Origin of the sequence: Flagellimonas lutimaris, assembly GCF_003581615.1 — a bacterium.
In the GTDB taxonomy this organism is placed as follows: domain Bacteria; phylum Bacteroidota; class Bacteroidia; order Flavobacteriales; family Flavobacteriaceae; genus Flagellimonas; species Flagellimonas lutimaris.
Genome location: NZ_QXFH01000077.1, coordinates 108,477 through 130,551 on the forward strand (window position 1 = coordinate 108,477; position 22,075 = coordinate 130,551).

The 22,075-nt window shown below is 39.4% G+C and carries 15 protein-coding genes and 2 tRNA genes; 7 read left to right on the plus strand and 10 right to left on the minus strand.

Going from position 1 to position 22,075, the window contains the following annotated elements:
* Nucleotides 1-3: 3 nt before the first annotated feature.
* Together D2V08_RS14700 and thrA are read right to left on the minus strand one after the other, a co-directional pair.
* Nucleotides 4-927, minus strand: a complete 924-nt coding sequence (locus D2V08_RS14700; protein ID WP_119608920.1) for a homoserine kinase — start codon at nucleotides 925-927, stop codon at nucleotides 4-6.
* Nucleotides 928-930: 3 nt separating this feature from the next.
* Nucleotides 931-3,375 carry a bifunctional aspartate kinase/homoserine dehydrogenase I gene (gene thrA / locus D2V08_RS14705; RefSeq protein WP_119608921.1) on the minus strand — a complete coding sequence of 815 codons (2,445 nt, stop codon included), beginning with the start codon at nucleotides 3,373-3,375 and terminating at the stop codon, nucleotides 931-933.
* Nucleotides 3,376-3,632: 257 nt separating this feature from the next.
* Here thrA and D2V08_RS14710 point away from each other — a divergent pair, with 257 nt between their 5' ends.
* Nucleotides 3,633-5,174 carry an NAD(P)H-hydrate dehydratase gene (locus D2V08_RS14710; RefSeq protein WP_119608923.1) on the plus strand — a complete coding sequence of 514 codons (1,542 nt, stop codon included), beginning with the start codon at nucleotides 3,633-3,635 and terminating at the stop codon, nucleotides 5,172-5,174.
* On the opposite strand, the gene D2V08_RS14715 is transcribed toward D2V08_RS14710, so the two are convergent.
* Both D2V08_RS14715 and D2V08_RS14720 read right to left on the minus strand, forming a co-directional pair.
* Nucleotides 5,171-5,590 carry an STAS/SEC14 domain-containing protein gene (locus D2V08_RS14715; protein ID WP_119608925.1) on the minus strand — a complete coding sequence of 140 codons (420 nt, stop codon included), beginning with the start codon at nucleotides 5,588-5,590 and terminating at the stop codon, nucleotides 5,171-5,173. The genes D2V08_RS14710 and D2V08_RS14715 overlap by 4 nt on opposite strands.
* A 155-nt stretch (nucleotides 5,591-5,745) precedes the next feature.
* Nucleotides 5,746-8,304, minus strand: a complete 2,559-nt coding sequence (locus D2V08_RS14720) for an ATP-dependent Clp protease ATP-binding subunit (RefSeq protein WP_119608927.1) — start codon at nucleotides 8,302-8,304, stop codon at nucleotides 5,746-5,748.
* Nucleotides 8,305-8,565: 261 nt separating this feature from the next.
* Here D2V08_RS14720 and gyrA point away from each other — a divergent pair, with 261 nt between their 5' ends.
* A complete protein-coding gene (gene gyrA, locus D2V08_RS14725) occupies nucleotides 8,566-11,094 on the plus strand; it encodes a DNA gyrase subunit A (protein WP_119608929.1) in 2,529 nt (842 codons plus the stop codon).
* Nucleotides 11,095-11,144: 50 nt separating this feature from the next.
* Complete coding sequence (locus D2V08_RS14730) at nucleotides 11,145-12,407, plus strand: tetratricopeptide repeat protein (RefSeq protein ID WP_119608931.1); 1,263 nt, start codon at nucleotides 11,145-11,147, stop codon at nucleotides 12,405-12,407.
* A gap of 45 nt (nucleotides 12,408-12,452) precedes the next feature.
* Here the strand turns inward: D2V08_RS14730 and D2V08_RS14735 are convergent, their stop codons facing one another.
* Nucleotides 12,453-13,205, minus strand: coding sequence for a C40 family peptidase (locus tag D2V08_RS14735; protein WP_119608933.1), 753 nt, complete (start codon nucleotides 13,203-13,205; stop codon nucleotides 12,453-12,455).
* 20 nt (nucleotides 13,206-13,225) lie between these two features.
* Nucleotides 13,226-14,401 carry an acetyl-CoA C-acyltransferase gene (locus D2V08_RS14740; protein ID WP_119608934.1) on the minus strand — a complete coding sequence of 392 codons (1,176 nt, stop codon included), beginning with the start codon at nucleotides 14,399-14,401 and terminating at the stop codon, nucleotides 13,226-13,228.
* Between the two features lie 113 nt (nucleotides 14,402-14,514).
* Between D2V08_RS14740 and D2V08_RS14745 the strand changes: the two genes are divergently transcribed.
* The 4 genes from D2V08_RS14745 to D2V08_RS14760 all read left to right on the plus strand — a co-directional run bounded on the left by D2V08_RS14745 (nucleotide 14,515) and on the right by D2V08_RS14760 (nucleotide 18,279).
* Nucleotides 14,515-16,551, plus strand: coding sequence for an HD family phosphohydrolase (locus tag D2V08_RS14745; RefSeq protein WP_119608936.1), 2,037 nt, complete (start codon nucleotides 14,515-14,517; stop codon nucleotides 16,549-16,551).
* A 113-nt stretch (nucleotides 16,552-16,664) separates the two neighbouring features.
* Nucleotides 16,665-16,748 (plus strand) — tRNA-Ser (locus D2V08_RS14750).
* 17 nt (nucleotides 16,749-16,765) lie between these two features.
* A tRNA-Pro gene (locus tag D2V08_RS14755) sits at nucleotides 16,766-16,840 on the plus strand.
* A 353-nt stretch (nucleotides 16,841-17,193) separates the two neighbouring features.
* A complete protein-coding gene (locus D2V08_RS14760; protein WP_119608938.1) occupies nucleotides 17,194-18,279 on the plus strand; it encodes a Fic family protein in 1,086 nt (361 codons plus the stop codon).
* Nucleotides 18,280-19,061: 782 nt separating this feature from the next.
* Here the strand turns inward: D2V08_RS14760 and D2V08_RS17620 are convergent.
* The 4 genes from D2V08_RS17620 to D2V08_RS17910 all read right to left on the minus strand — a co-directional run bounded on the left by D2V08_RS17620 (nucleotide 19,062) and on the right by D2V08_RS17910 (nucleotide 21,893).
* Nucleotides 19,062-19,526, minus strand: coding sequence for a transposase (locus D2V08_RS17620; RefSeq protein WP_119608942.1), 465 nt, complete (start codon nucleotides 19,524-19,526; stop codon nucleotides 19,062-19,064).
* 315 nt (nucleotides 19,527-19,841) lie between these two features.
* Nucleotides 19,842-20,948, minus strand: coding sequence for a DNA alkylation repair protein (locus tag D2V08_RS14775; protein ID WP_119608944.1), 1,107 nt, complete (start codon nucleotides 20,946-20,948; stop codon nucleotides 19,842-19,844).
* Nucleotides 20,949-21,563, minus strand: coding sequence for an SRPBCC family protein (locus D2V08_RS14780; RefSeq protein WP_119608946.1), 615 nt, complete (start codon nucleotides 21,561-21,563; stop codon nucleotides 20,949-20,951). It lies immediately after the preceding gene.
* 57 nt (nucleotides 21,564-21,620) lie between these two features.
* Complete coding sequence (locus D2V08_RS17910) at nucleotides 21,621-21,893, minus strand: helix-turn-helix transcriptional regulator (protein WP_182835569.1); 273 nt, start codon at nucleotides 21,891-21,893, stop codon at nucleotides 21,621-21,623.
* Between the last annotated feature and the right edge of the window lie 182 nt (nucleotides 21,894-22,075).

Genomic DNA, 22,075 nt, shown 5'->3' on the forward strand with positions numbered 1-22,075 from the left:
GAATTAAGCAATTTTCTTTACGCCTTGGCTGTTTACTTTGGAAACGTGAATATCAAAATCCACCCCAATATTTTGGTAGGTTTCTTTCATGGACTCGGCCACTTGTTGAGCAATTTTTTCTCCTTTGCTCAAGGCAAAAATAGATGGGCCAGAGCCTGAGATTCCACTTCCGAGCGCTCCTGCCTTTAAGGCATTTGCCTTGATGTCGTCAAAAGCGGGAATTAAAATAGAGCGGATAGGTTCCACGATATGATCGTGCAGCGAACGACCAATAAGGTCATAATCGTTTTGAAATAATCCTGCGACCAGTCCGCCTAAATTGCCCCATTGCTGTATGCCCTGTTGCATGGAAATTGTGGTCTTTAAAATTTTGCGCGAATCCGAGGTCTTTATCTCAATTTGTGGATGAATCACTGTAGCGTACAATTCCGAAGGTGTTGGTATGGAAATTATGTCCAGCGGTTCATAGCTTCGTACCAAAGTAAAGCCGCCAAAAATGGCAGGGGCAACATTGTCTGCATGAGCTACATCACTTGCCAACTTTTCACCTTGCATGGCAAATTGAACCAGTTCGAGTTTGGAAAAAGGCCTGCCCAACAATTCGTTCATGGCCCAAACGGCCCCAGTGGAGCTTGCGGCACTACTGCCGATACCGCTTCCCGGTTTTATGCGTTTGTCAATTTCAATTTCAAAACCACCATCGTAATTGCTCTTTTCCAAAAAGGCCAAACCAGCTACACCTGCTACATTATTTTCAGTTTCCAGTGGAAGGTCCTGCCCTATTATTTTAGTGATTCGAATACCTTTTTCAGAAGTTTTTCGAATGGTCATTTCATCTCCAACGGAGTCCAATGCCAAACCCAGCACGTCAAACCCACAGGATACATTGGCTATGGTTGCCGGGCAAAATACTTTAATCTCTTCCATCCCTTAAAAATTTCCGATTCTAACAATATCCGCAAAGATACCTGATGCAGTTACATCTGCACCTGCTCCCGCACCTTTTATGATCAAGGGTTGGTCCACATAGCGGTCGGTGAAGAACAATACGATATTGTCGCTTCCCTCCAGATTATAAAAATCATGTCCTCTTGGAATCTGTTGTAAGCCCACTTTGGCTTTTCCGTCTTCAAACTGGGCCACATATTTGAGCTTACAATCGGCATCAGCAGCATCCTTATATAATTTTTGAAAGTCCGCTTCATATTTCTTCAAACTTTCAAAAAATGCCTCGTTGGAATCAGTTTCCAAACTTTCCTTGGGTAAAAATGCTTCATTTTCAATTTCATCAATATCCAATTGGTAACCACTTTCCCTAGCCAAAATGAGAATTTTACGCATAACGTCGACCCCGCTCAAATCAATGGTAGGGTCCGGTTCTGTGTAGCCTTGTTCCTGTGCTTGTTTTACCACATCGTGGAAGGTGGTGGTGTCATTAAAAGTGTTGAAGACAAAATTTAAACTACCTGATAGCACCGCTTGTATTTTTCTCACCTTGTCCCCGGAAGCAATTAGATGTTTTAAGGTGTCAATAATGGGCAATCCAGCACCTACATTGGTCTCGAATAAATACGGAGCATTGTATTGCTTGGCCAATTGTTTTAATTCTTTGTAATACCCGTAATCCGAAGATGACGCAATTTTATTGCAGGTAACCACCGAAATACTGTTTTTAAGGTAGCTTGAGTAACTATTGGATACCTCGGCACTGGCTGTATTGTCCACAAAAATACTATTTCGATAGTTCAACGATTTTATACTTTCATAAAATGCTTCCTTATCTGCTACCTCCCCTTGATCTAAAACATTTTCCCAGTCTTTCAAAGAAATTCCACTTTCATCAAAAGCCATTTTCCTGGAATTACTGATTCCAATGACCCTTACATTGAGCTTTAGCTCTTCTTTTAAATATTTTTTCTGTTGACGGATTTGTGCTAAGAATTTGGAACCTACATTCCCAACTCCCATGACGAACAAGTTCAATTGTTTGATGTTTTCTTCGAAGAAAGTTTCGTGTAGTGAGTTGAGTGCTTTTTTTACATCTTCCTTTTTGATGACCGCAGAGATATTTCGCTCGGAAGCTCCTTGGGCAATCGCTCTGATATTTACGTTGTTTTTCCCAAGGGTACTGAACATTTTACCGCTCAACCCTTGGTGGCTTTTCATATTATCACCTACCAACGCTACAATGGTCAGGTCTTTTTCTACTATAACGGGTTTTATCTTTTTGGTAGAAATCTCATATTCAAAAGTTTCATTTACTGCTTCTGCAGCAAGGTCTACATCCTCATCAGCTATACCAACACAGATAGAGTGTTCGGATGATGCTTGGGTAATCAACACAATACTGATGTTTTTGATCGAAAGCGTTTCAAAAAAGCGTTTTGATATCCCTGGAATTCCTATCATCCCGGGTCCTTCCAAGGAAAGTAAGCTAATATTGCCCACATGACTGATACCACGAACTGTTTTGCCTTTTCCATTGTTGTTTTTGGCAATCAAGGTACCTGGGCTTTCGGGGTCGAACGTATTTTTTATGGCAATAGGAATTTCTTTGCCCAAAATGGGTTGAATGGTTGGTGGGTATAATACTTTGGCCCCAAAGTGGGAAAGTTCCATAGCCTCTTGGTAGCTGATATTGGAAACACATTTTGCCTGCTTCACCAACTTTGGATTGGCAGTGTACATACCACTGACATCAGTCCAGATTTCCAATATATCGGCATTTACTGCAGCAGCAATAATGGCAGCCGTGTAGTCGGAGCCACCTCTACCCAAAGTCGTAAGGTCTCCATTTTTACTGGATGCCACGAATCCTGGTAAGATTGTTATTTGGTGTTGGTTGGATGAAAAGTATGCCCCGCAGTTTGCATTGGTCTTTTTAAAATCCACATTGGCCTTGCCAAAATTGTTATCGGTGATGATGAGTTCCCTGCTGTCTTTAAAAACAACATCCAATCCTTCGGATTTTAGGAATTCGCTGATGATAAATGATGATAACAATTCACCATAGCTTACAATCTTATCGGAAAGTTTAGGCGTTAGTTCACCAATTAAAAAAGCACCTTCCAGCAAGGTCTCCAGAATGTTGAGCTCGCTCTTTACTTTACTGAGTGCGGCACTTTGCGATGTAACGGGAATCAGTTCCCTAATGGCGGAAATATGCCTGTCCTCAATTTCCTTGAGACTTTCTTTATATTTTACATCTTGTTCAGATGCTAGGTTGGAAGCGTTGAGCAGTAGGTCTGTAACGCCACCAAATGCAGATACTACAACAGCAATTTGCTCATTGTTCTGATTGGCTAGAATGGATTTGACCTTATTTATATTTTCTGGATTGGCAACGGAAGTGCCTCCAAATTTTAAGACTTTCATGATGAAATATTATTGTGAAAATTGAAAATAAATGAATAAAACGGACGGAAAAATATATAGCAGAATTACCCCAAAGGGGTTGTAGTAGTAATCGTGAAAATAGATGAATAAGTTTTCATCGTAGTTAGGTTAATATCCGTTTGTTTTAACTCCATTGCTCTGTAATGAGGTGATAAATGTAGTACTTTTGAATACTTCATCAAATCATTGGTGTTGTTTTTGCGAAATCGATACGAATAACCAATTTTTATTGCTGAATGAAAATTTTTTCTGCACATCAAATCTATCAAGCTGACAAATCCACAATCCAAAAAGAACAGATTAAGAGCGAGGAACTTATGGAAAGGGCAGCTACGCAGTTGTTTGAGTGGATGCATTCCCGTTTGCGTGGTACCCAGGTCAATGTAAAATTATTCTGCGGTATCGGAAACAATGGAGGAGATGGCATGGTGCTGGCCAGAAAGTTGCATAAGCATGATTACTCCATTAAGGTGTATGTGGTGAATTATAGCGAAAAACGCTCAGAGGATTTTCTGTTGAACTTGGAGCGGTTAAAGGATAGCAAAGTTTGGCCTGATTTTATTAATGAAGAAAGTGACTTGCCCGAGATTTCACCCAATGACATAATAGTGGACGCTATTTTTGGTATTGGATTGAATAGGGCTCCGGATGATTGGGTAGGGAATTTGATTGAGCACATCAACGATTCAAGGGCTTTTACCTTATCTGTGGATGTGCCTTCGGGATTGCCCGTAGATAGCTGTCATTGGAAACCATCATATGTTATACGAGCCAGTTATGTGTTGAGTTTTCAGCTGCCTAAATTGGTTTTCTTTTTACCCGAAACGGGAGTGTATGTTAATCAATGGGAAATATTGGATATTGGATTGGACCAAGAGTTTATTGCCAAAACCGAGACCGATTATGAATTGATTGGGCGGCCGGAGGTCTTGCCATTGTATAGACCACGACTTAAGTTTTCACATAAAGGGACCTATGGTCATGCCGTAATCATTGGTGGCAGTTATGGTAAAATAGGTGCTGTGCAATTGGCTAGTAATGCCTGTTTAAGCGTAGGAAGCGGTCTTGTGACTGCTTTTGTGCCCAAATGTGGTTATGATTCGTTACAAACTGCGGTTCCTGAAGTAATGGTGTTAACGGGTTCAAGAGAAAGGAGTATTTCAGAAATAGCGATTCCTTTTAAGGCTTCTGTCGTTGGTATTGGAATGGGTATGGGAATGGAGGATGATACGGTTTCGGCCTTTGGCTCTTTTTTGAAGGAATGTACAAAACCGATGGTGATTGATGCGGATGGGTTGAATATTTTATCCCAAAACCCTCAAATGTTGAATGATGTGCCAGAACTATCCGTCCTGACCCCTCACCCAAAAGAATTGGAACGCTTGATTGGATACTGGACCTCGGATTTTGAAAAGTTGGAAAAAGCCAAGGCTTTTGCTGCCAAACATAATTTGGTGGTGGTAATTAAGGGAGCTCATACCATTACTATATATAATGGAAAAGGATATGTGAACACCACGGGTAATCCAGGTATGGCCACAGCAGGTAGTGGAGATGTTTTAACGGGAATGATCACTGGCCTGATGGCACAGGGGTATTCGTCCGTAAAATCGGCAATTTTTGGAGTTTATCTGCACGGTTTGGCAGGAGATTTAGGGGTGTCCTCAATAGGTTATGAAGCATTGAAGGCCTCATTGATTATAGAAAATATTGGGAATGCTTATTCGGAACTTTTTCGTCAACCTGAAATTGAGCAGAAAGAAAAGCCTAATGGTTAGGCACTGTTCCTTGCTTTTTTAGACTTTAATTTTTTCTGTACCCAAGCCAAAGCATTGTCAAATTCTATAAAAAACTCCATAGGCTTTTTGTAAAACATTTTTTCTATGTTGAAATTGTGCATGTCAATTTCCTTTTTGGAAACAATGGCAAAGGCTATGAGGTTGTCCATTCCTCTAAGGTAATTATATACGGTAGGATCTACGGCATAGGAATTTTGTCTTAAGCTGATATAACCAAAATCTTTGTCCCTAAAGTGTATTTCCGAAATTCCAATGATTTGATAGGCCCTCTCCAAAGTTATTGTAGCACCTTCATCAAAAGAAGCGACCATGTAGTTATCAAAAACCTGTACGGTTCCGATTTCTAGTTGATACTCGCGTACCACTACGGTCTTCTTTTTAGAAGTTATTTTCATCCCCAAGTGTAATTATAGTGTCTCGTGTATAAAATTAAAGGGGAAGGGTAGGGTGCGAAAAAATAATAGATTAAACGCTTAAATATCGTGTGTATGGTAAGTCTTAGGCATAAAAAAAGCTGACCTTAAGTCAGCTTTTAAAATGTTTATGGAATTTATTTTTCTGCTTCGGGTGATTTTTCCGCCTTTTTTATTTTAATGGTGAGTTCTTCTTTCTTCTCATCCAGGTCCATAAAAATACTGTCACCTTCTTCCAATTTCGAGTTTACAATTTCCTCCGCAAGTGCGTCCTCAATATATTTTTGAATAGCTCTTTTAAGAGGTCTGGCTCCGTATTGTTTGTCAAAGCCTTTGTCTGCAATGTAATCCTTCGCTTTGTCGGAAAGATTCAAGTGGTAACCAATTTCCATGATTCTCTCGTACAACTTGTTCAATTCGATATCGATGATTTTGTGGATATCTTCTCTTTCCAAAGAATTAAATACCACAACATCGTCTATCCTGTTCAAGAATTCTGGGGCAAACGCCTTTTTCAATGCGTTTTCGATTACACTTTTTTGATGTGTATCCGCCTGAGCTTTTTTGGCAGCGGTACCAAAACCTACACCTTGTCCAAAATCCTTTAATTGTCTGGCGCCAATATTGGATGTCATAATGATTATGGTATTCCTGAAATCGATTTTGCGCCCCAAGCTATCGGTAAGGAATCCATCATCCAATACTTGTAACATCATGTTGAACACATCCGGGTGTGCCTTTTCTACCTCGTCCAATAGTACTACGGAGTATGGCTTTCGACGTACTTTCTCCGTCAACTGTCCACCTTCTTCATATCCAACATATCCTGGAGGTGCTCCTACCAATCGGGAAATGGCGAATTTTTCCATGTATTCACTCATATCGATTCGAATAAGGGCATCTTCGGAATCAAAAAGCTCCTTTGCCAATATTTTGGCCAATTGGGTTTTACCAACACCTGTTTGACCAAGAAATATGAACGAACCAATAGGTTTATTTGGATCCTTAAGTCCTGCGCGGTTACGTTGGATGGCCCTTGCCACTTTGGACACGGCTTCATCCTGACCGATGACAAACCCTTTGATAAGGTTTGGCAATTCGGCCAATTTATTACTTTCCGTCTGAGCTATTCTATTTACAGGAATACCGCTCATCATCGAAACTACATCGGCCACGTTATCTTCGGTAACGGTCTCTCTGTGTAGTTTGCTTTCTTCTTCCCAGCGTTCTTGTGCGGAGGCCAATTCTTTTTCGAGTCGTTTTTCGTCGTCCCTAAGCTTGGCCGCTTCTTCGTATTTCTGTTTTTTGACTACGCTATTCTTCAATTCGCGAACATCTTCCAACTGGTTTTCCAACTCCAGAATTTGTTTCGGAACATCCATGTTCACAATATGAACTCTAGACCCTGCTTCATCCAAGGCATCAATGGCCTTGTCCGGAAGAAAACGGTCGGTCATGTAGCGGTTGGTCAATTTTACGCAGGCCAAAATGGCTTCGTCTGTATAATTGACATTGTGATGCTCTTCGTATTTACCTTTGATGTTCATCAAAATCTCGATGGTCTCTTCCACAGTGGTTGGTTCTACCATCACCTTTTGGAATCGACGTTCCAAGGCACCATCTTTTTCTATGTATTGTCTATATTCATCTAGCGTGGTTGCTCCAATACATTGAATCTCACCTCTTGCCAATGCAGGTTTGAACATGTTGGAAGCATCTAAGCTTCCGGTAGCTCCACCAGCACCAACAATGGTGTGTATCTCATCAATGAACAAAATGATATCATCGTTCTTCTCCAGCTCGTTCATTACGGCTTTCATTCGCTCCTCGAACTGCCCGCGGTATTTTGTACCTGCCACTAACGAAGCTAAATCCAAGGTTACTACGCGCTTGTTGTAAAGAATTCTTGACACCTTTTTATTGATGATGCGTAATGCCAAACCTTCGGCAATGGCACTTTTACCAACACCAGGTTCGCCAATCAACAACGGGTTGTTCTTTTTTCTTCTACTTAATATTTGGGAAACACGCTCAATTTCCTTTTCTCTGCCCACTACAGGGTCTAATTTGTTTTCTTCGGCCAAACGGGTAAGGTCCCGTCCAAAATTGTCCAGAACAGGGGTTTTGGACTTTTTGCTTCCTTTTTGTGAAGCACTTCCTGAGCCGAATGAACTTTCTTTGCTATCTCCCATATCGTCTGTGTCCCCTGGGAAAGATTCCGCTTGGGGTGTGTCTATGTAGTCATCGTCACTGGTGATCATGGATTTGAACTGTTCCTTGACATTGTCGTAATCCACTTTCAGTTTGTGCAACAACTTGGTTGTAGGATCATTCTCGTTCCTAAGGATACATAACAGTAAGTGTGCTGTGTTAATGGAAGAACTTTGAAACAGCTTAGCTTCCAAAAAAGTGGTCTTCAATGCCCGTTCTGCTTGTCGGGTCAAATGAAGATTCTTCTTGTCCTTCTGTATTGTACCTGTATTAGGATTTGCGGGACTCAGTATTTCCACCTTTCTACGAAGGTGGTCCAAGTCCACATCGAGTGCATCCAATATATTTATGGCCTTGCCATTACCGTCTCTTAAAAGACCTAGCATAAGGTGTTCCGTGCCAATAAAATCATGGCCCAGTCTCAGGGCTTCTTCCTTGCTGTATGCTATAACGTCTTTTACGCGGGGGGAAAAATTATCGTCCATACGTTTCTTTTTCAGCAATTAAAATTAGTAAAAGTATTGTTACGGTGGTCAAATACCGTACCCTTATTCGATAAAGTAGTGGTAAATGTCGGAATAATTGCGGTTTTATGGTGATTTAACAAAGCTTTATTATCACATTTTTGATAATACGCGCAATGTTGATAATTTTTTTAATAAAGTATTCGCAAAGCGTTATAAAAGCTGCTATTTTCTGTATATTGCCATGATAATTTAACCACAAAAAAACAATAATAAATAAGCATGGCGGAAGGAGAAAAGTTAATTCCTATTAATATAGAGGATGAGATGAAATCTGCCTACATTGATTATTCAATGTCGGTCATTGTGTCACGTGCCCTGCCAGATGTTCGTGATGGTTTAAAGCCTGTTCATAGAAGAGTGCTCTATGGAATGCACGATTTAGGAGTAAGGTCTTCTAGTTCCCATAAAAAGTCTGCCCGTATTGTAGGGGAGGTTTTGGGTAAATATCACCCACACGGTGATTCTTCGGTTTACGATACCATGGTGCGTATGGCACAAGAGTGGAGTTTAAGGTATATGCTTGTAAACGGTCAGGGTAACTTTGGTTCCATAGATGGGGACAGCCCGGCAGCCATGAGATATACGGAGGCCAAGATGCGCAAGATTGCGGAAGAAATGTTGGCCGATATCGATAAGGATACCGTTGATCATCAACTTAATTTCGATGATACATTAGAGGAGCCTACTGTATTGCCTACCCGTATTCCAAACCTTTTGGTAAACGGGGCTTCTGGTATTGCTGTAGGTATGGCTACTAATATGCCACCGCACAATTTGACTGAAGTGGTAGATGGTATAATTGCCTATATAAATAACCACGATATTGAGATAGACGAGCTCATCACACATATTAAAGCTCCGGATTTCCCAACAGGGGGAATCATTTATGGGTACGATGGTGTGAAGGAAGCTTTCCATACAGGTCGTGGACGTGTAGTAATGCGTGCCAAGGCAACCATAGAAGAAGTTCAGGGGAAAGAAAGTATTGTTGTGACCGAAATCCCTTATCAGGTCAACAAGGCGGATATGATCAAAAAGACCGCCGATTTGGTCAACGAAAAGAAAATAGAAGGTATATCCACCATTAGGGACGAGTCCGATAGAAACGGAATGCGTGTCGTATATATTTTAAAACGTGACGCTATCCCGAACATTGTACTCAATATGTTGTACAAGTACACGGCCCTTCAATCTTCTTTTAGTGTCAATAATATTGCGTTGGTCAATGGTAGGCCCGAACTATTGAACCTAAAGGAGATTATCCACTATTTTGTGGAGCACAGGCACGACGTTGTGGTTCGTAGAACCAAATTCGAGCTTAAAAAAGCAGAGGACCGTGCACACATCTTGGAGGGGCTTATTATTGCTTCAGATAATATTGATGAGGTAATCGCCATTATAAGAGGGTCTTCCAATGTTGAGGAAGCGCGGAATAGTTTGATTGAACGATTCAAATTGACCGAGGTTCAGGCCAAGGCCATTGTAGAAATGCGCTTGCGTCAACTTACCGGTCTAGAGCAGGATAAATTGCGTGAGGAGCATGCAGAACTTTTAAAGTCCATCGAGGATTATAAGGATATTCTGGACAAAAAAGAGCGCAGAATGCAGATTATCAAAGATGAACTTCTTGAAGTACAGGAGAAGTATGGTGACGATAGAAGGTCCGAAATCAACTATGCGGGAGGAGATTTGAGCATTGAGGATATGATTCCTGATGAGCAAGTTGTGATCACTATTTCACATGCCGGCTACATCAAAAGAACACCACTTTCAGAATATAAAACTCAAAATAGGGGAGGGGTTGGTCAAAAAGCATCCTCAACACGAAATGAGGATTTCTTGGAGCATTTGTTCGTTGGTACCAACCACCAATATATGTTGTTCTTTACCCAAAAAGGAAAATGTTTCTGGATGCGTGTTTATGAAATTCCAGAGGGAAGCAGAACATCCAAAGGTAGGGCTATACAAAACTTGATCAATATAGAACAGGATGACAAGGTAAAAGCCTTTATCTGTACCCAGGACCTTAAGAATGAGGAGTATGTGAACAGTCACTTTGTGATTATGGCCACTAAAAAGGGTACGGTCAAGAAGACTTCTTTGGAGCAATATTCAAGACCACGTCAAAATGGTATCAACGCCATCACCATTCGTGAGGATGATGAACTTTTGGAAGCTAAATTAACAACCGGTACCAGTCAAATATTTCTTGGTCTTAAATCAGGAAAAGCTATTCGCTTTGAGGAATCCAAGACAAGGCCGATGGGTAGAAATGCCTCTGGTGTAAGAGGTATCAGATTGGCTGATGAGAAAGATGAGGTTGTTGGTATGGTGTCCGTCCATAATTTTGAAGATGACATTCTTGTAGTTTCCGAAAGAGGCTATGGTAAACGTTCCAATATTGAAGACTACAGAATCACCAATAGGGGAGGAAAAGGAGTGAAAACCATTTCAATCACCGATAAAACAGGTGGGCTGGTTGCCATAAAGAATGTTACCGATACGGATGATTTAATGATTATCAATAAATCAGGAATTGCCATCCGAATGGGAGTTGAAGACCTTAGAGTAATGGGAAGGGCCACACAAGGAGTTCGTCTTATCAATCTAAAGGATAACGATTCCATTGCAGCGGTTGCCAAAGTAATGAAAGAAGATGATCCGGTGGACGAAGTGGATATCAGGGATATCGAAGTCAAAGGGGAAGATGGCACGGCTATTGATAAAGATACCGATGAAAAAGAGTAAATTTCAACTAAGTAATAATCGATAAACACCAAATAATTACAATTTTTAACATGAGAACAAGAATATTAATATTTCTAGCCATAGGAATTTCCTCGATGGGTTTTGCCCAGAAGGATGAGATGAAGGCAGCGGAAAAGGCACTTAAAGATGGTGATGCTGCTGCGGCAAAAGCTGCTTTGACCAGCGCTGCTTCGACTATTGATTCAGCCAAGGAAAAAGATCAGGCCGAGTACTATACACTTTTGGGAAATGCAAATTACGAATTGGCCAAGAAAGGCGATGTATCTGCTTTCCAATCTGCTGTGGACGCCTACAACAAAGTAATTGCTGTAGAGGAAGCAAGCGGTAAAGCTAAATATACCTCTGTTGCTCAAGAGAAAATGTCTCAAATGACAGCGGATTTGGTTAATTCAGCAGTAGAGGATAACAATAATAAAAAGTTTAGTGAAGCCGCTGAGAAATTGTATATGAGCTACAAACTTAGTCCAAAAGATACTGTATACCTTTACTATGCTGCAAGCAGTGCGGTTAACGGACAAGATTATGAAGGAGCTTTAAAATACTACAATGAGCTGAAAGATGTTGGTTACAATGGAGAGTCTGTTTCTTATACTGCGGTTAATGTAGAGTCCGGAGAAACAGAAACCATGGATAAGGCTACTCGAGACCTTTATGTTAAAGCAGGGACTCATAAAGACCCTAAAGAAGAGGTAAGTCCATCTAAAAAGCCCGAGATAGTCAAGAACATCGCGTTGATTAATCAACAAATGGGAAATAATGAAAAAGCAGTTGAAGCTTATGCCGATGCAAGGGCTGAAAACCCTGACGATGTAAACTTGGTATTGGGAGAAGCCAACTTGTATTATGCCATGGGAGATAAGGACAAGTTTAAGGACTTAATGGGGCAAGCTTCCGCAATGGCTCCAGATAATCCCGATTTGCTTTATAACATAGGTGTAATCAATATGGAACAAGGAAACCTGCAAGATGCTAGAGATGCTTACAAAAAAACATTGGCCATTGACCCAGGTTATATCAATGCCCTTTTAAATCTTTCTACTACTTATGTGAACGAAGGTAACGGTCTTATTGATGAAATGAATGCTTTGGGTAATTCAAAAGCCGATATTGCTAAGTACGATGAGCTTAAGGAGAAAAAGGATAGTCTTTTTAGAGAAGGTGCAACAGTTTTGGAAGATGCTCTACAGTCCAACCCTGACAACGAAAGTATTTTAACACAGCTAAAAAATATTTACGGGGCTTTGGGCGATAACGAAAATTTCATGAGAATTAAAAAGCTTTTGGGAGAATAGTAATTTCCCTCTTTAAAAAAAAGCCCCGATAATTCGGGGCTTTTTTTATATCACTTTTTTAATGACCCTTAGTTGATGGGTATATAACTTTTCCTCGGAATTAAAGATTCCGGTATGATCTATTCTATCAATACGAACGTGTCCATTCACATGGATAATATAGTTGTCTTGTAAAATAATTCCAACATGGTTTATGATGCCCTCGTTATCATCAAAAAAGGCCAGGTCACCAGGTTCACTTTCTTCAATAAAACTTAAAGCTTCTCCTTGCTTGGATTGTTCTTCCGCAGTCCTTGCCAATAAATGCCCATTAATTTTATAGACCATTTGTGTAAATCCGGAACAATCTATTCCAAAAGGTGTTTTACCACCGGCTAAAAATGGAGCTTTCAAGTACATGACTGCGGTATCAACCAAACTATCTTTGGGATTTTTTCCCGAATGGGTGTTTCCTTCAAATGTATGGTTCAATAATGCAGGTGTGTTGATCATGGACCCCATTAGTATAGGCAATAGCATACCATCATCGGTACAGATATGGGAAATAACATCGGAACATATTTTTTGTGGTTCCAATGCCTCTATATCATTATAAACTTGCTCAGGAATAAATGATAGCTGATTGTTGGGAATCCAGCCTTCAAAATAGTCGTAAGCTGCCCGAATCCTACTCCATTTTTTTCTGCTCTCCAAAACCTTGAAGTGCTCCCCATACAATAACTGGGAAGACATTTCGGCACAATCGTCCGGACTTGTTCTGATTGGAACAATACTTAGAGGACAAATTCCATATTGCATTTACTGTACAGATTGAATCACTAATTTCTTTCCAAAACAATGGATGAAGCTCCACCGCCACCATTGCAAATGGCTGCAGCTCCCAGTTTGGCATTATTTTGTTCCAAGATGTTCAACAATGTAATCGTAATTCTGGCACCAGAGCATCCTAATGGATGTCCCAGGGATACCGCACCACCATTTACATTTACATTTGAATCCTTCAGTCCAAGGATTTTCATGTTGGCCAACCCTACCACGGAAAAAGCTTCATTGAACTCAAAAAACTCAATGTCATCCATGGAAACTCCGGCACGATCTAATGCCTTGGGTAAAGCTTTTGCGGGAGCTGTCGTAAACCATTCGGGCTCTTGGGCCGCATCTGCGTATCCTTTAATTGTTGCCAAAGGTGTCAAACCTAACTCATTGGCTTTTTCTTCACTCATTAATATCACAGCAGCAGCACCATCATTGATTGTGGATGCATTAGCTGCGGTAACCGTTCCATCCTTGGAAAATGCAGGCCTAAGTGCTGGAACTTTTTCCAGTTTTACATTTTTAAACTCTTCGTCTTCACTCACTACTATTGGTTCACCTCTGCGCTGAGGTACTTCTACAGGAACTACTTCATTATCAAATTTTCCTGCCTTCCATGCTTCAGCAGACCTTTTGTAGGATTGAATAGCGTAAGCATCTTGGTCTTCTCTACTAAATTCATACTCAGTGGCGCAAGCATCGGCACAAACACCCATGGCGTTTTGGTCGTAAGCATCGACAAGTCCATCTTTTTGCATGCCATCCACTAAATTGGTTGGGCCAAATTTGGTACCTCTCCTCATATAAACATAGTGGGGAATCAAACTCATATTTTCCATACCACCGGCAACAACAATGGAATTTTCTCCCAAGGCAATGGATTGTGCTCCTTGCATAATAGTTTTCATGCCGGAAGAACATACTTTGTTAATTGTTGTGCAGGGCACCGTATTGGGTATGCCGGCAAAAATAGCGGCTTGCCTGGCAGGTGCCTGTCCAGTGCCTGCCTGAACCACATTTCCCATCAATACTTCTTCGACAAGTTCGGGTTTAAGTCCTATTTTATCCAAAGCTCCTTTAATGGCCACAGCCCCCAGTTTTGGGGCGGGAATGCTTGATAAAGCTCCCATAAAACTTCCAATTGGAGTTCTTGCGGCGGAAACGATCACTACTTTTTTCATATGTGCATTTTTACTCCTGCGAAAATACTAAATTTAAATGCAAACCAATAAGGTGATTGGTCAACGGACTTCTTATATATATTTTCTATTTTTGAAGCTAACAGTTTTATGAAATGGGAAAAACTTTGGATAATGTATATAAACACCAATCGCTTGTCTACAAGTATTTCCTGTATGTGATTTCTGTAGCCTTGATTGTATTCTTTTTCCCAAAAGGAGGGAAATTTAAATACGAATTTCAGAAGGGCAAACCGTGGCAATATGAAAATTTATACGCTCCTATTGATTTCTCAATTAAAAAGACCCAAGAGGAAATAGAGGAGGAGCAATCCTCAATTCGTAAAAACAAAACGGATTATTACACCTACAACGCTTCGTTGGTTTCCGATGTAAAAAATGAGGTTGGGGAGGAACTGAATTTATTATTTCAGTCGGAAGGTTTTTCATCATCCCAGAGACAAGCTTTAAGGGAACTTTCTGAAGAAGTGGTTGAAAAATTATATATACATGGAATTTTTCAAAATGTACCACAATCAGAATCTACTGTCGTTGTAAAAAATAATGAGGCACAACCAGTTTCCCCGAGTGATTATTTAGGTCTTGAACAGGCAAAAAAGGAGGTGTCAGAATATCTTTCTGGTATCAATGCCACAGGGGCCAATCGTTTGCAAGGGTTGATCAGAAATAGTCTTAGGGCCAATCTTTTTTATGATGAGGCCCTTACGGAAAGCGCATTGAACGATGAGCTATCCAAAATTTCGTACACTAGAGGTGAAGTGGACCAAGGGAAACTGATTATCGCCAAGGGCGAAATTGTGGAATCGGAAGATTTTAAAATATTGAATTCCCTAAAAGATGAGTATGAGTCCGAGCTCTGGATGGGAAGTAACTACTATTTTATTTTATTGGGATATACCATCCTGGTAGCACTAGTGCTCATTATGTTATTCCTTTTCCTAAAAAGATATAGGACAGAGATTTTTCAGAATAACAATAAGGTAACCTTTATTTTCTTCAATATTTTGTTGATGGTAATTGCCACAACTTTAATGGTAAAGCATTATGAGAACTATATTTATATGGTCCCCTTGTGTATTTTACCATTGATATTAAAAAACTTTTTTGACGCTAGATTAGGACTTTTTGTTCATGTATTGACCGTGTTGATTCTTGGTTTTGTTGTGCCCAATAGTTTTGAGTATATCTTTTTGCAGATTATCGCTGGTATTGTTACCATTTTAACAGTGTCTGAGCTGTATAAGAGAGCCAATCTTTTCATTTCGGTAGGTCAGATCACCTTGATTTATATTATTGGTTATTTCGCCTTTCATGCCATTCATGAAGGAAATTTGGAAAACATAGAATGGATATTGTTCGGGGTTTTTGTTTTGAATGGTCTTTTGACTCTTTTTGCCCAACCGTTAATTTATATGTTTGAGAAGATTTTTGGACTCGTATCCGATGTATCCTTGTTAGAGCTTTCCGATACCAATTCCAAGTTGCTCAAAGAACTTTCGGACAAGGCTCCAGGTACATTTCACCATTCTCTACAAGTTGCGAACCTTGCTGAGGCAGCTGCCAACGAAATAGGAGCAAATGCAATGTTGGTCAGGGTAGGAGCATTGTACCACGATATAGGTAAAATGGAGAACCCAACCTACTTTACCGAGAACCAAATCACCAGTGTTAATCCGCATGATGATTTACCGCCGAAAGAGAGTGCCAAAATCATTATAGATCATGTTATTAATGGAATTGAAATAGCTAGAAAAAATAAACTTCCTGATCGGGTAATCGATTTTATAAGAACCCACCATGGCACCACAGTGGTTTATTATTTTTTTAAAAAACAACAGGAGCTTGATTCTGAGACAGACTCGGAAAACTTTAAATATCCTGGACCCATACCTTTTTCCAAAGAAACGGCAATTTTAATGATGTCCGATGCTGTGGAGGCCGCTTCTAAAAGTCTAAAGAACCCAACTTTTACCATAATTGATGAGTTTGTTGAAAAGATAGTTAAGGGACAGATGCAGGCCAACCAGTATTTAAATGCCAATATTACCTTGAAGGAGATTGAAATGGTGAAGAAAGTACTTAAACAAAAGCTTACTAACATCTATCATTTACGGGTGGAATATCCTGAATAGCAGAGATATGATAAAAGTTGCATTAAAAAAATGAAAAAATAGTTGCGATCTTACATCTGAAAAGGTACATTTGCATCCGCATTTTCAGAGTGCACGTTCTTAAGAAATAAACAGGAGAGGTGCCGGAGTGGTAACGGAGCAGATTGCTAATCTGTCAGAGCGTAAGTGCTGCCCGGGTTCGAGTCCCGGTCTCTCCGCTTTTTCCAACACACCTCGGGGTGTAGCGTAGCCCGGTTATCGCGCCTGCTTTGGGAGCAGGAGGTCGCAGGTTCGAATCCTGCCACCCCGACTATAAAAACGGTTCATTTGATATATAGTGAAACTGTAAATAATTAAAAACCAGAAAATATTAATTTTCTGGTTTTTTTTATGCCCAAATTAAACCTAGAATAAAGGTGTCCTATAGGGTGTCCTGTTTTTATCTTATACCTTCAGAACCCCGTAAATAGTAGGATTCAGGCTTTAGATTCTAATCGGGTTATGTATAGTTTTTTTGAACAGTTGGACTGATTGGGTAGCTGAATCTTGGGACGGAATTTTAGATTTCAAACACGGGTAAAAATTACCTTTATTGTTTAAACAGGTGTAAAAAATGATTACTTTTACTCTTGTATTTAATTCAAGAGTAAATTTTACTTGTATATGGCTCCTTTCGATAAAACAAAACCGTTCAACAATTTGCCTCCACTTCCACCACAAGAAGATTTGGAGACCAAAGTCATCCTTTCCAAGACCATAACCGCAAGTAGGGCCTTGGCCCAGTTAAATGGGGCCATTAGGAATTTACCAAACCCAAGCTTGTTTTTGGATAGCTTGCATCTTCAAGAAGCGAAAGCGAGTTCCGAAATTGAAAATATCATTACTACCAATGATGATTTATATAAGGCAGTTGTCGCAGATAAAAAGTTTGATAATCCGGCTACAAAGGAAGTTATCAATTACAAGGAAGCGATATGGCTTGGTCTTAAAAGACTGGAAAAAAAGCCCTTTATAACAACGAACCTATGCGTTGAAATAGTCCAATGTATCAAACAAAATACATCGGGAATAAGGACCTCGATCGGTACCACACTGTCAAATTCAAAAGGGGAAATTATTTATACACCTCCTTCAGGTGAGGATGTCATACGCGGAAAAATGGCCAATCTAGAAAAGTTTATCAATCAAAATGATACGATGGATCCTTTGATTAAAATGGCCATATTCCATTATCAATTTGAAGCCATTCATCCATTTTCAGATGGAAATGGGAGAACTGGGAGAATATTATTGCTGTTACAATTAAAACTGGAGAAACTTTTGGACATACCAGCCCTGTTTCTAAGCGATTACATTATCAAACACAAAGAAGCGTATTACAGGCATCTGCGTAATGTGACAGAAAGAAATAATTGGACAGACTACATTCTGTATATGTTGGATATGGTCGAGCACACATCCATTCAGGGCCTAAATCGTTTGGAATCCATTGTGTCCTTGATGGAAACCACAGGAATAAAGATAAAGGAACAATTACCAAAGGTTTATTCAAAAGATTTGGTCGAAGTGCTATTTAAACTACCTTATACCAAACGCCAAAATCTTTTGGATATAGGTTTGGGTACACCTAAGACAGTTGGAAACTATTTGATTGCTTTGGAAGAGAAAGGCTTTTTGAAATCGATAAAGGTCGGAAAGGAAAAATTATATCTTAATCATGAATTGATGAAAGTCTTGGGGCAAGGATAATTTTTTAAGATCACGATATGCCATTAAAAATAATTTTCCAATACCGTCAAGTTCAAATAGTATCAACTTGATGTGGTATTGTTCAACGTCAATAATACCTTAATTATGTCCTAAAACGGTCTTTCTGTTGTATTCGTTTTTTCATTTGTTTTATAATCTTTTCATTTTTTGGTGTTAGCAATGGCGATTGTGCAAAGCCAAAAATGTTACATTAGAATCAAAAAAAGGATTACTATCGGGGCCATTTGAGATTAACTGGAACTAGGATAAAAAAAGTCAACTAAAATCACCGTTTTTTAATTCATAGATAATTCATATTGTGTTTGAAAATTAAAGAAGTGAAATCATGCTTAACTTTAAAATGCCTCGTAATTCTAACAATAATATATTATACTAGATACAATCATATTATTAAATAGGTAGCTAAATAATAATTGAACCCTTTTCCATTTAATTCATTACTTTTATTATTGAAAGTCCAAAACTCACATGAAGATGTCCTATAGGATGTCCTTTTTTGGATGGTCAAGAAAAAATTCTGAAAACATAGGGGCTTGGAGATGATTGGTTAAAACTGCCACCCTGGTATAGACAATGCGCACCGCGTTCTCCACGATGGCCTTGTCCCTTGGCCTGTAGGCCCTTGTCGGCAGCACGGCGGTATCGTAATGCTCCGCAAAATCGGCAAAGGCCTCGTTGACCTTCGGCTCGTAACTGCTGCTCTTGGTGACTGCGGACTTCAGGTTGTCGGTCACCAGGGCACGGGGGACCCCGCCATAGAACTACAGTGCGTTCTCGGTACATCGCATGAAGTCCTCCAGTTTCTGGCTCCGACAGGCCTCCACGTAGGTGTAATGGCTAATGCCCAACACGCACAGATATACCTCGAGTTCCTGGATCTCTCCCATATATTTGTCCGTTATATGGAGCTTTTTGCCCGTAAAATCGACGAAGAGCTTGTCGCCCGCCTTATGGGTGAAGTGCATCACTGGCGATGTCTCCTTTGTCCATTCACGGTACCAGTACCTGAACTGGGAGAGCTTGAACCCGTCCGGGTGCTTCGCATAATACTCTTCCCAGAGCAACTGTCGCGTGACCCCCGTTTTGCGGAGTTCCCTATCAAAATAGGGGAAGTACCGCTCTAAGGTCCTCAACTGTTCGCTCTTGGGCTTTTGGTCCGCCTTGAAGAGCCTGTGGATCTCCTCCAGGGTCATCTCCGAGAGCTCGTAGGCGTCAGCCTGTAGCATTTGAAGAACTCGATGTACTTGGCCGCCGTGTTGCGGGAGATGCCAAGTTCCTTGCTGATGCGTCGCTTGCTGGCCCCCTCGCCGTACAATTTGTAAATCCTTTTTGCCTTTCGCATATCTATCTGTTTGTTCGCCATGGTCTTTTTTACAAAAGAAACCATCGCAACACTCAAATAGAATCGATCTTTTTGGTGGCTCACTTTCATCCGCCCCACTATGCTCACTTTGGTCCGCCGCGGGTGGCTCAGTTTGACCCGCCGAAGGTGGTATACTATGCCCGTTTTTTGCAGGATACGTTGTTATGCCCTTTTATTTTTATTCTGTTAGTTTGAAACCTATTTTCTCAAATTCTTTTCCGTTTACAATAACGGATACTTGATGTTCTCCAATATGGAATTTTCGAGTGGTAATTATTTTAAATGAATGTTTTCTATTGATTATATTTGTTGACTTCGGTAAATAATCTTTCTCACTAATTTTAAATACTTTTTTAGATAAAGAGCCATTAGCTTTTTGATAATACACTCCATATTCAAGTCTAATTTTTGAACTTATGCTATCCGTATTTATAAGTTTGAACGAAAACTCTAAATAATTTCCAACTTTTACTATTGGATTGTGAACTTTAAGGTCAACTATTTTGATTTTTTCAATAGTTCCAAAACCAAATAGTTCCATTATTTCTGAGTTCCCTTGTTTCAAAAGAGTTCTGCAAGCATGCTTTGTTAAGGCATCTGTTTCTTTTGTTTTTCCTTTCCATTTTTTTACCAAGCTAATCACGGTTTGAGGATTGTCTTTTGAAATATCATTTAAATTATTTGCCACACTTCTCCTTACAAATTCAGAAGAGTCATCTTTTAGGTTTTCAAGAATTGGAATTATCGGCTCTGGGTTTTTCTTTAGGGATGAAATTGCCATTGCCCATGGCAATCTAGGTCTGCATCCTTCAGAAGCAAGTCGTCTTACCATATGATTTTTATGATTTGACCAATCAAACATCTGTTTCAACATTTCATTTTGATTGTTAATAATAAAAGGTCTAACTGCAAATTCACAACTTGTAAATTGAGTAACTATTTCAATAAGTTCAATGGATGTGTCGAAATCGTTTATGCCATATACTTCTATAAAATCGGGAAGAAACATAAATTCTATGCTTGTCTCCTTATAACCTTTTTGCTCTAGATTGTTGATAAGTAGCTTGATATATCCAGCAGATTCATGAAACTCTTTTGAGAAAAAATCACCAAGAACGTGAGTAATATGTCGCATTCTTTGTTTTAGTTCCAGTTGATCCCATTCAGTACTGAAAATTTGATTTAAAAATACGTTCTTATTAAAATTAGGAACAACCTCTCCAAGGCAATCGGAGAGGCTGTTAAAAAATGCTTTGGAATATAGGTTTTTAAGAGCTGTACTCATTTACTCTTGCGTTGATTGTTCCATGTAATTCTCAATAAGTTTTCCTTCAAATTTTGCGATTAGTTGTTTCGCCATATCTTCAAAAACACCTACTAAAGTAGTTTTATTCATTACCAGCATTTCTTCGTTTTCGTGATTAAAGTGCATATCCCATGTAAGGATTGTTTTACCTCCCTTTGCTTCAAGAGTGGTTAGAGAAAAACTTTCTGTAAACCCAAATTCGGTTGCCTCTTTTTTTGTTGAAGCCCAACCTAAATTCGTTTCTTGCCAAACTACCTTTTCGGTATGAATCACCCCTTTCTCACCTTCTGCCATAGGTTTAAAATAGCAAGTATAAGAAGTACATTTTCCGTTTCTTACTACTGTTTCTACTTTTTCTAAACCAGCACTATATTTAGACATATTTGCTGGATCGCCAACTAAATCATACACTTCTGATGTTGGTTGATTTAATTCTAACACCATTCGATTTCTTAAGGGGCTTTTTACGAAATCACTTGCTTTCGGAAAAGTTGATGTTGTTTTCATTTCTGTTTTTTCACTCATTTTTACTTTGTTTTGATTACCACAACTAACAAAAAGCATTAGTGTTGGTATGATTAATAATTGTCTCATTTTTGTTCTTAATTTTAATTTGAGACAATAGTAAAATGGGAGAGTGACAGCCCTATGTCAACTAGGGTTAATTAATTTGCTAAAATAATTTGAAAGATTGAATTCATCCTCATAATCAAAGGTTTGAGAGGTAAATCTTATTTCCAGAACACGGTCTAATCTGAATTCTCTGATTTCATCTCTTAATTTACAAAAAGCAACAACAACCCAAGCTTTTTCTGTAAAATAGATTCCTAATGGTTCTATTGCTCTTAGTGTTATTTCATTTTTATAAAATGAATGGTATTTAATTTGAACTACAATGTTGTTCGTTATTGCCTTTTGTATCATAGATAATGAATCACTAGTAAAGACTTCTCTTGTATGAGATGATGCAACTCTATTTTCAAGTTTTGCAATGTTGTCTTTTAACTAAATTTTCTGGCATAGCACGATTTGAATATTAATCACAACGCCCTGCTAAACGCAGTGACGTTCTGGGTTTTAAATTATGTGAATTTATTCACAAATAA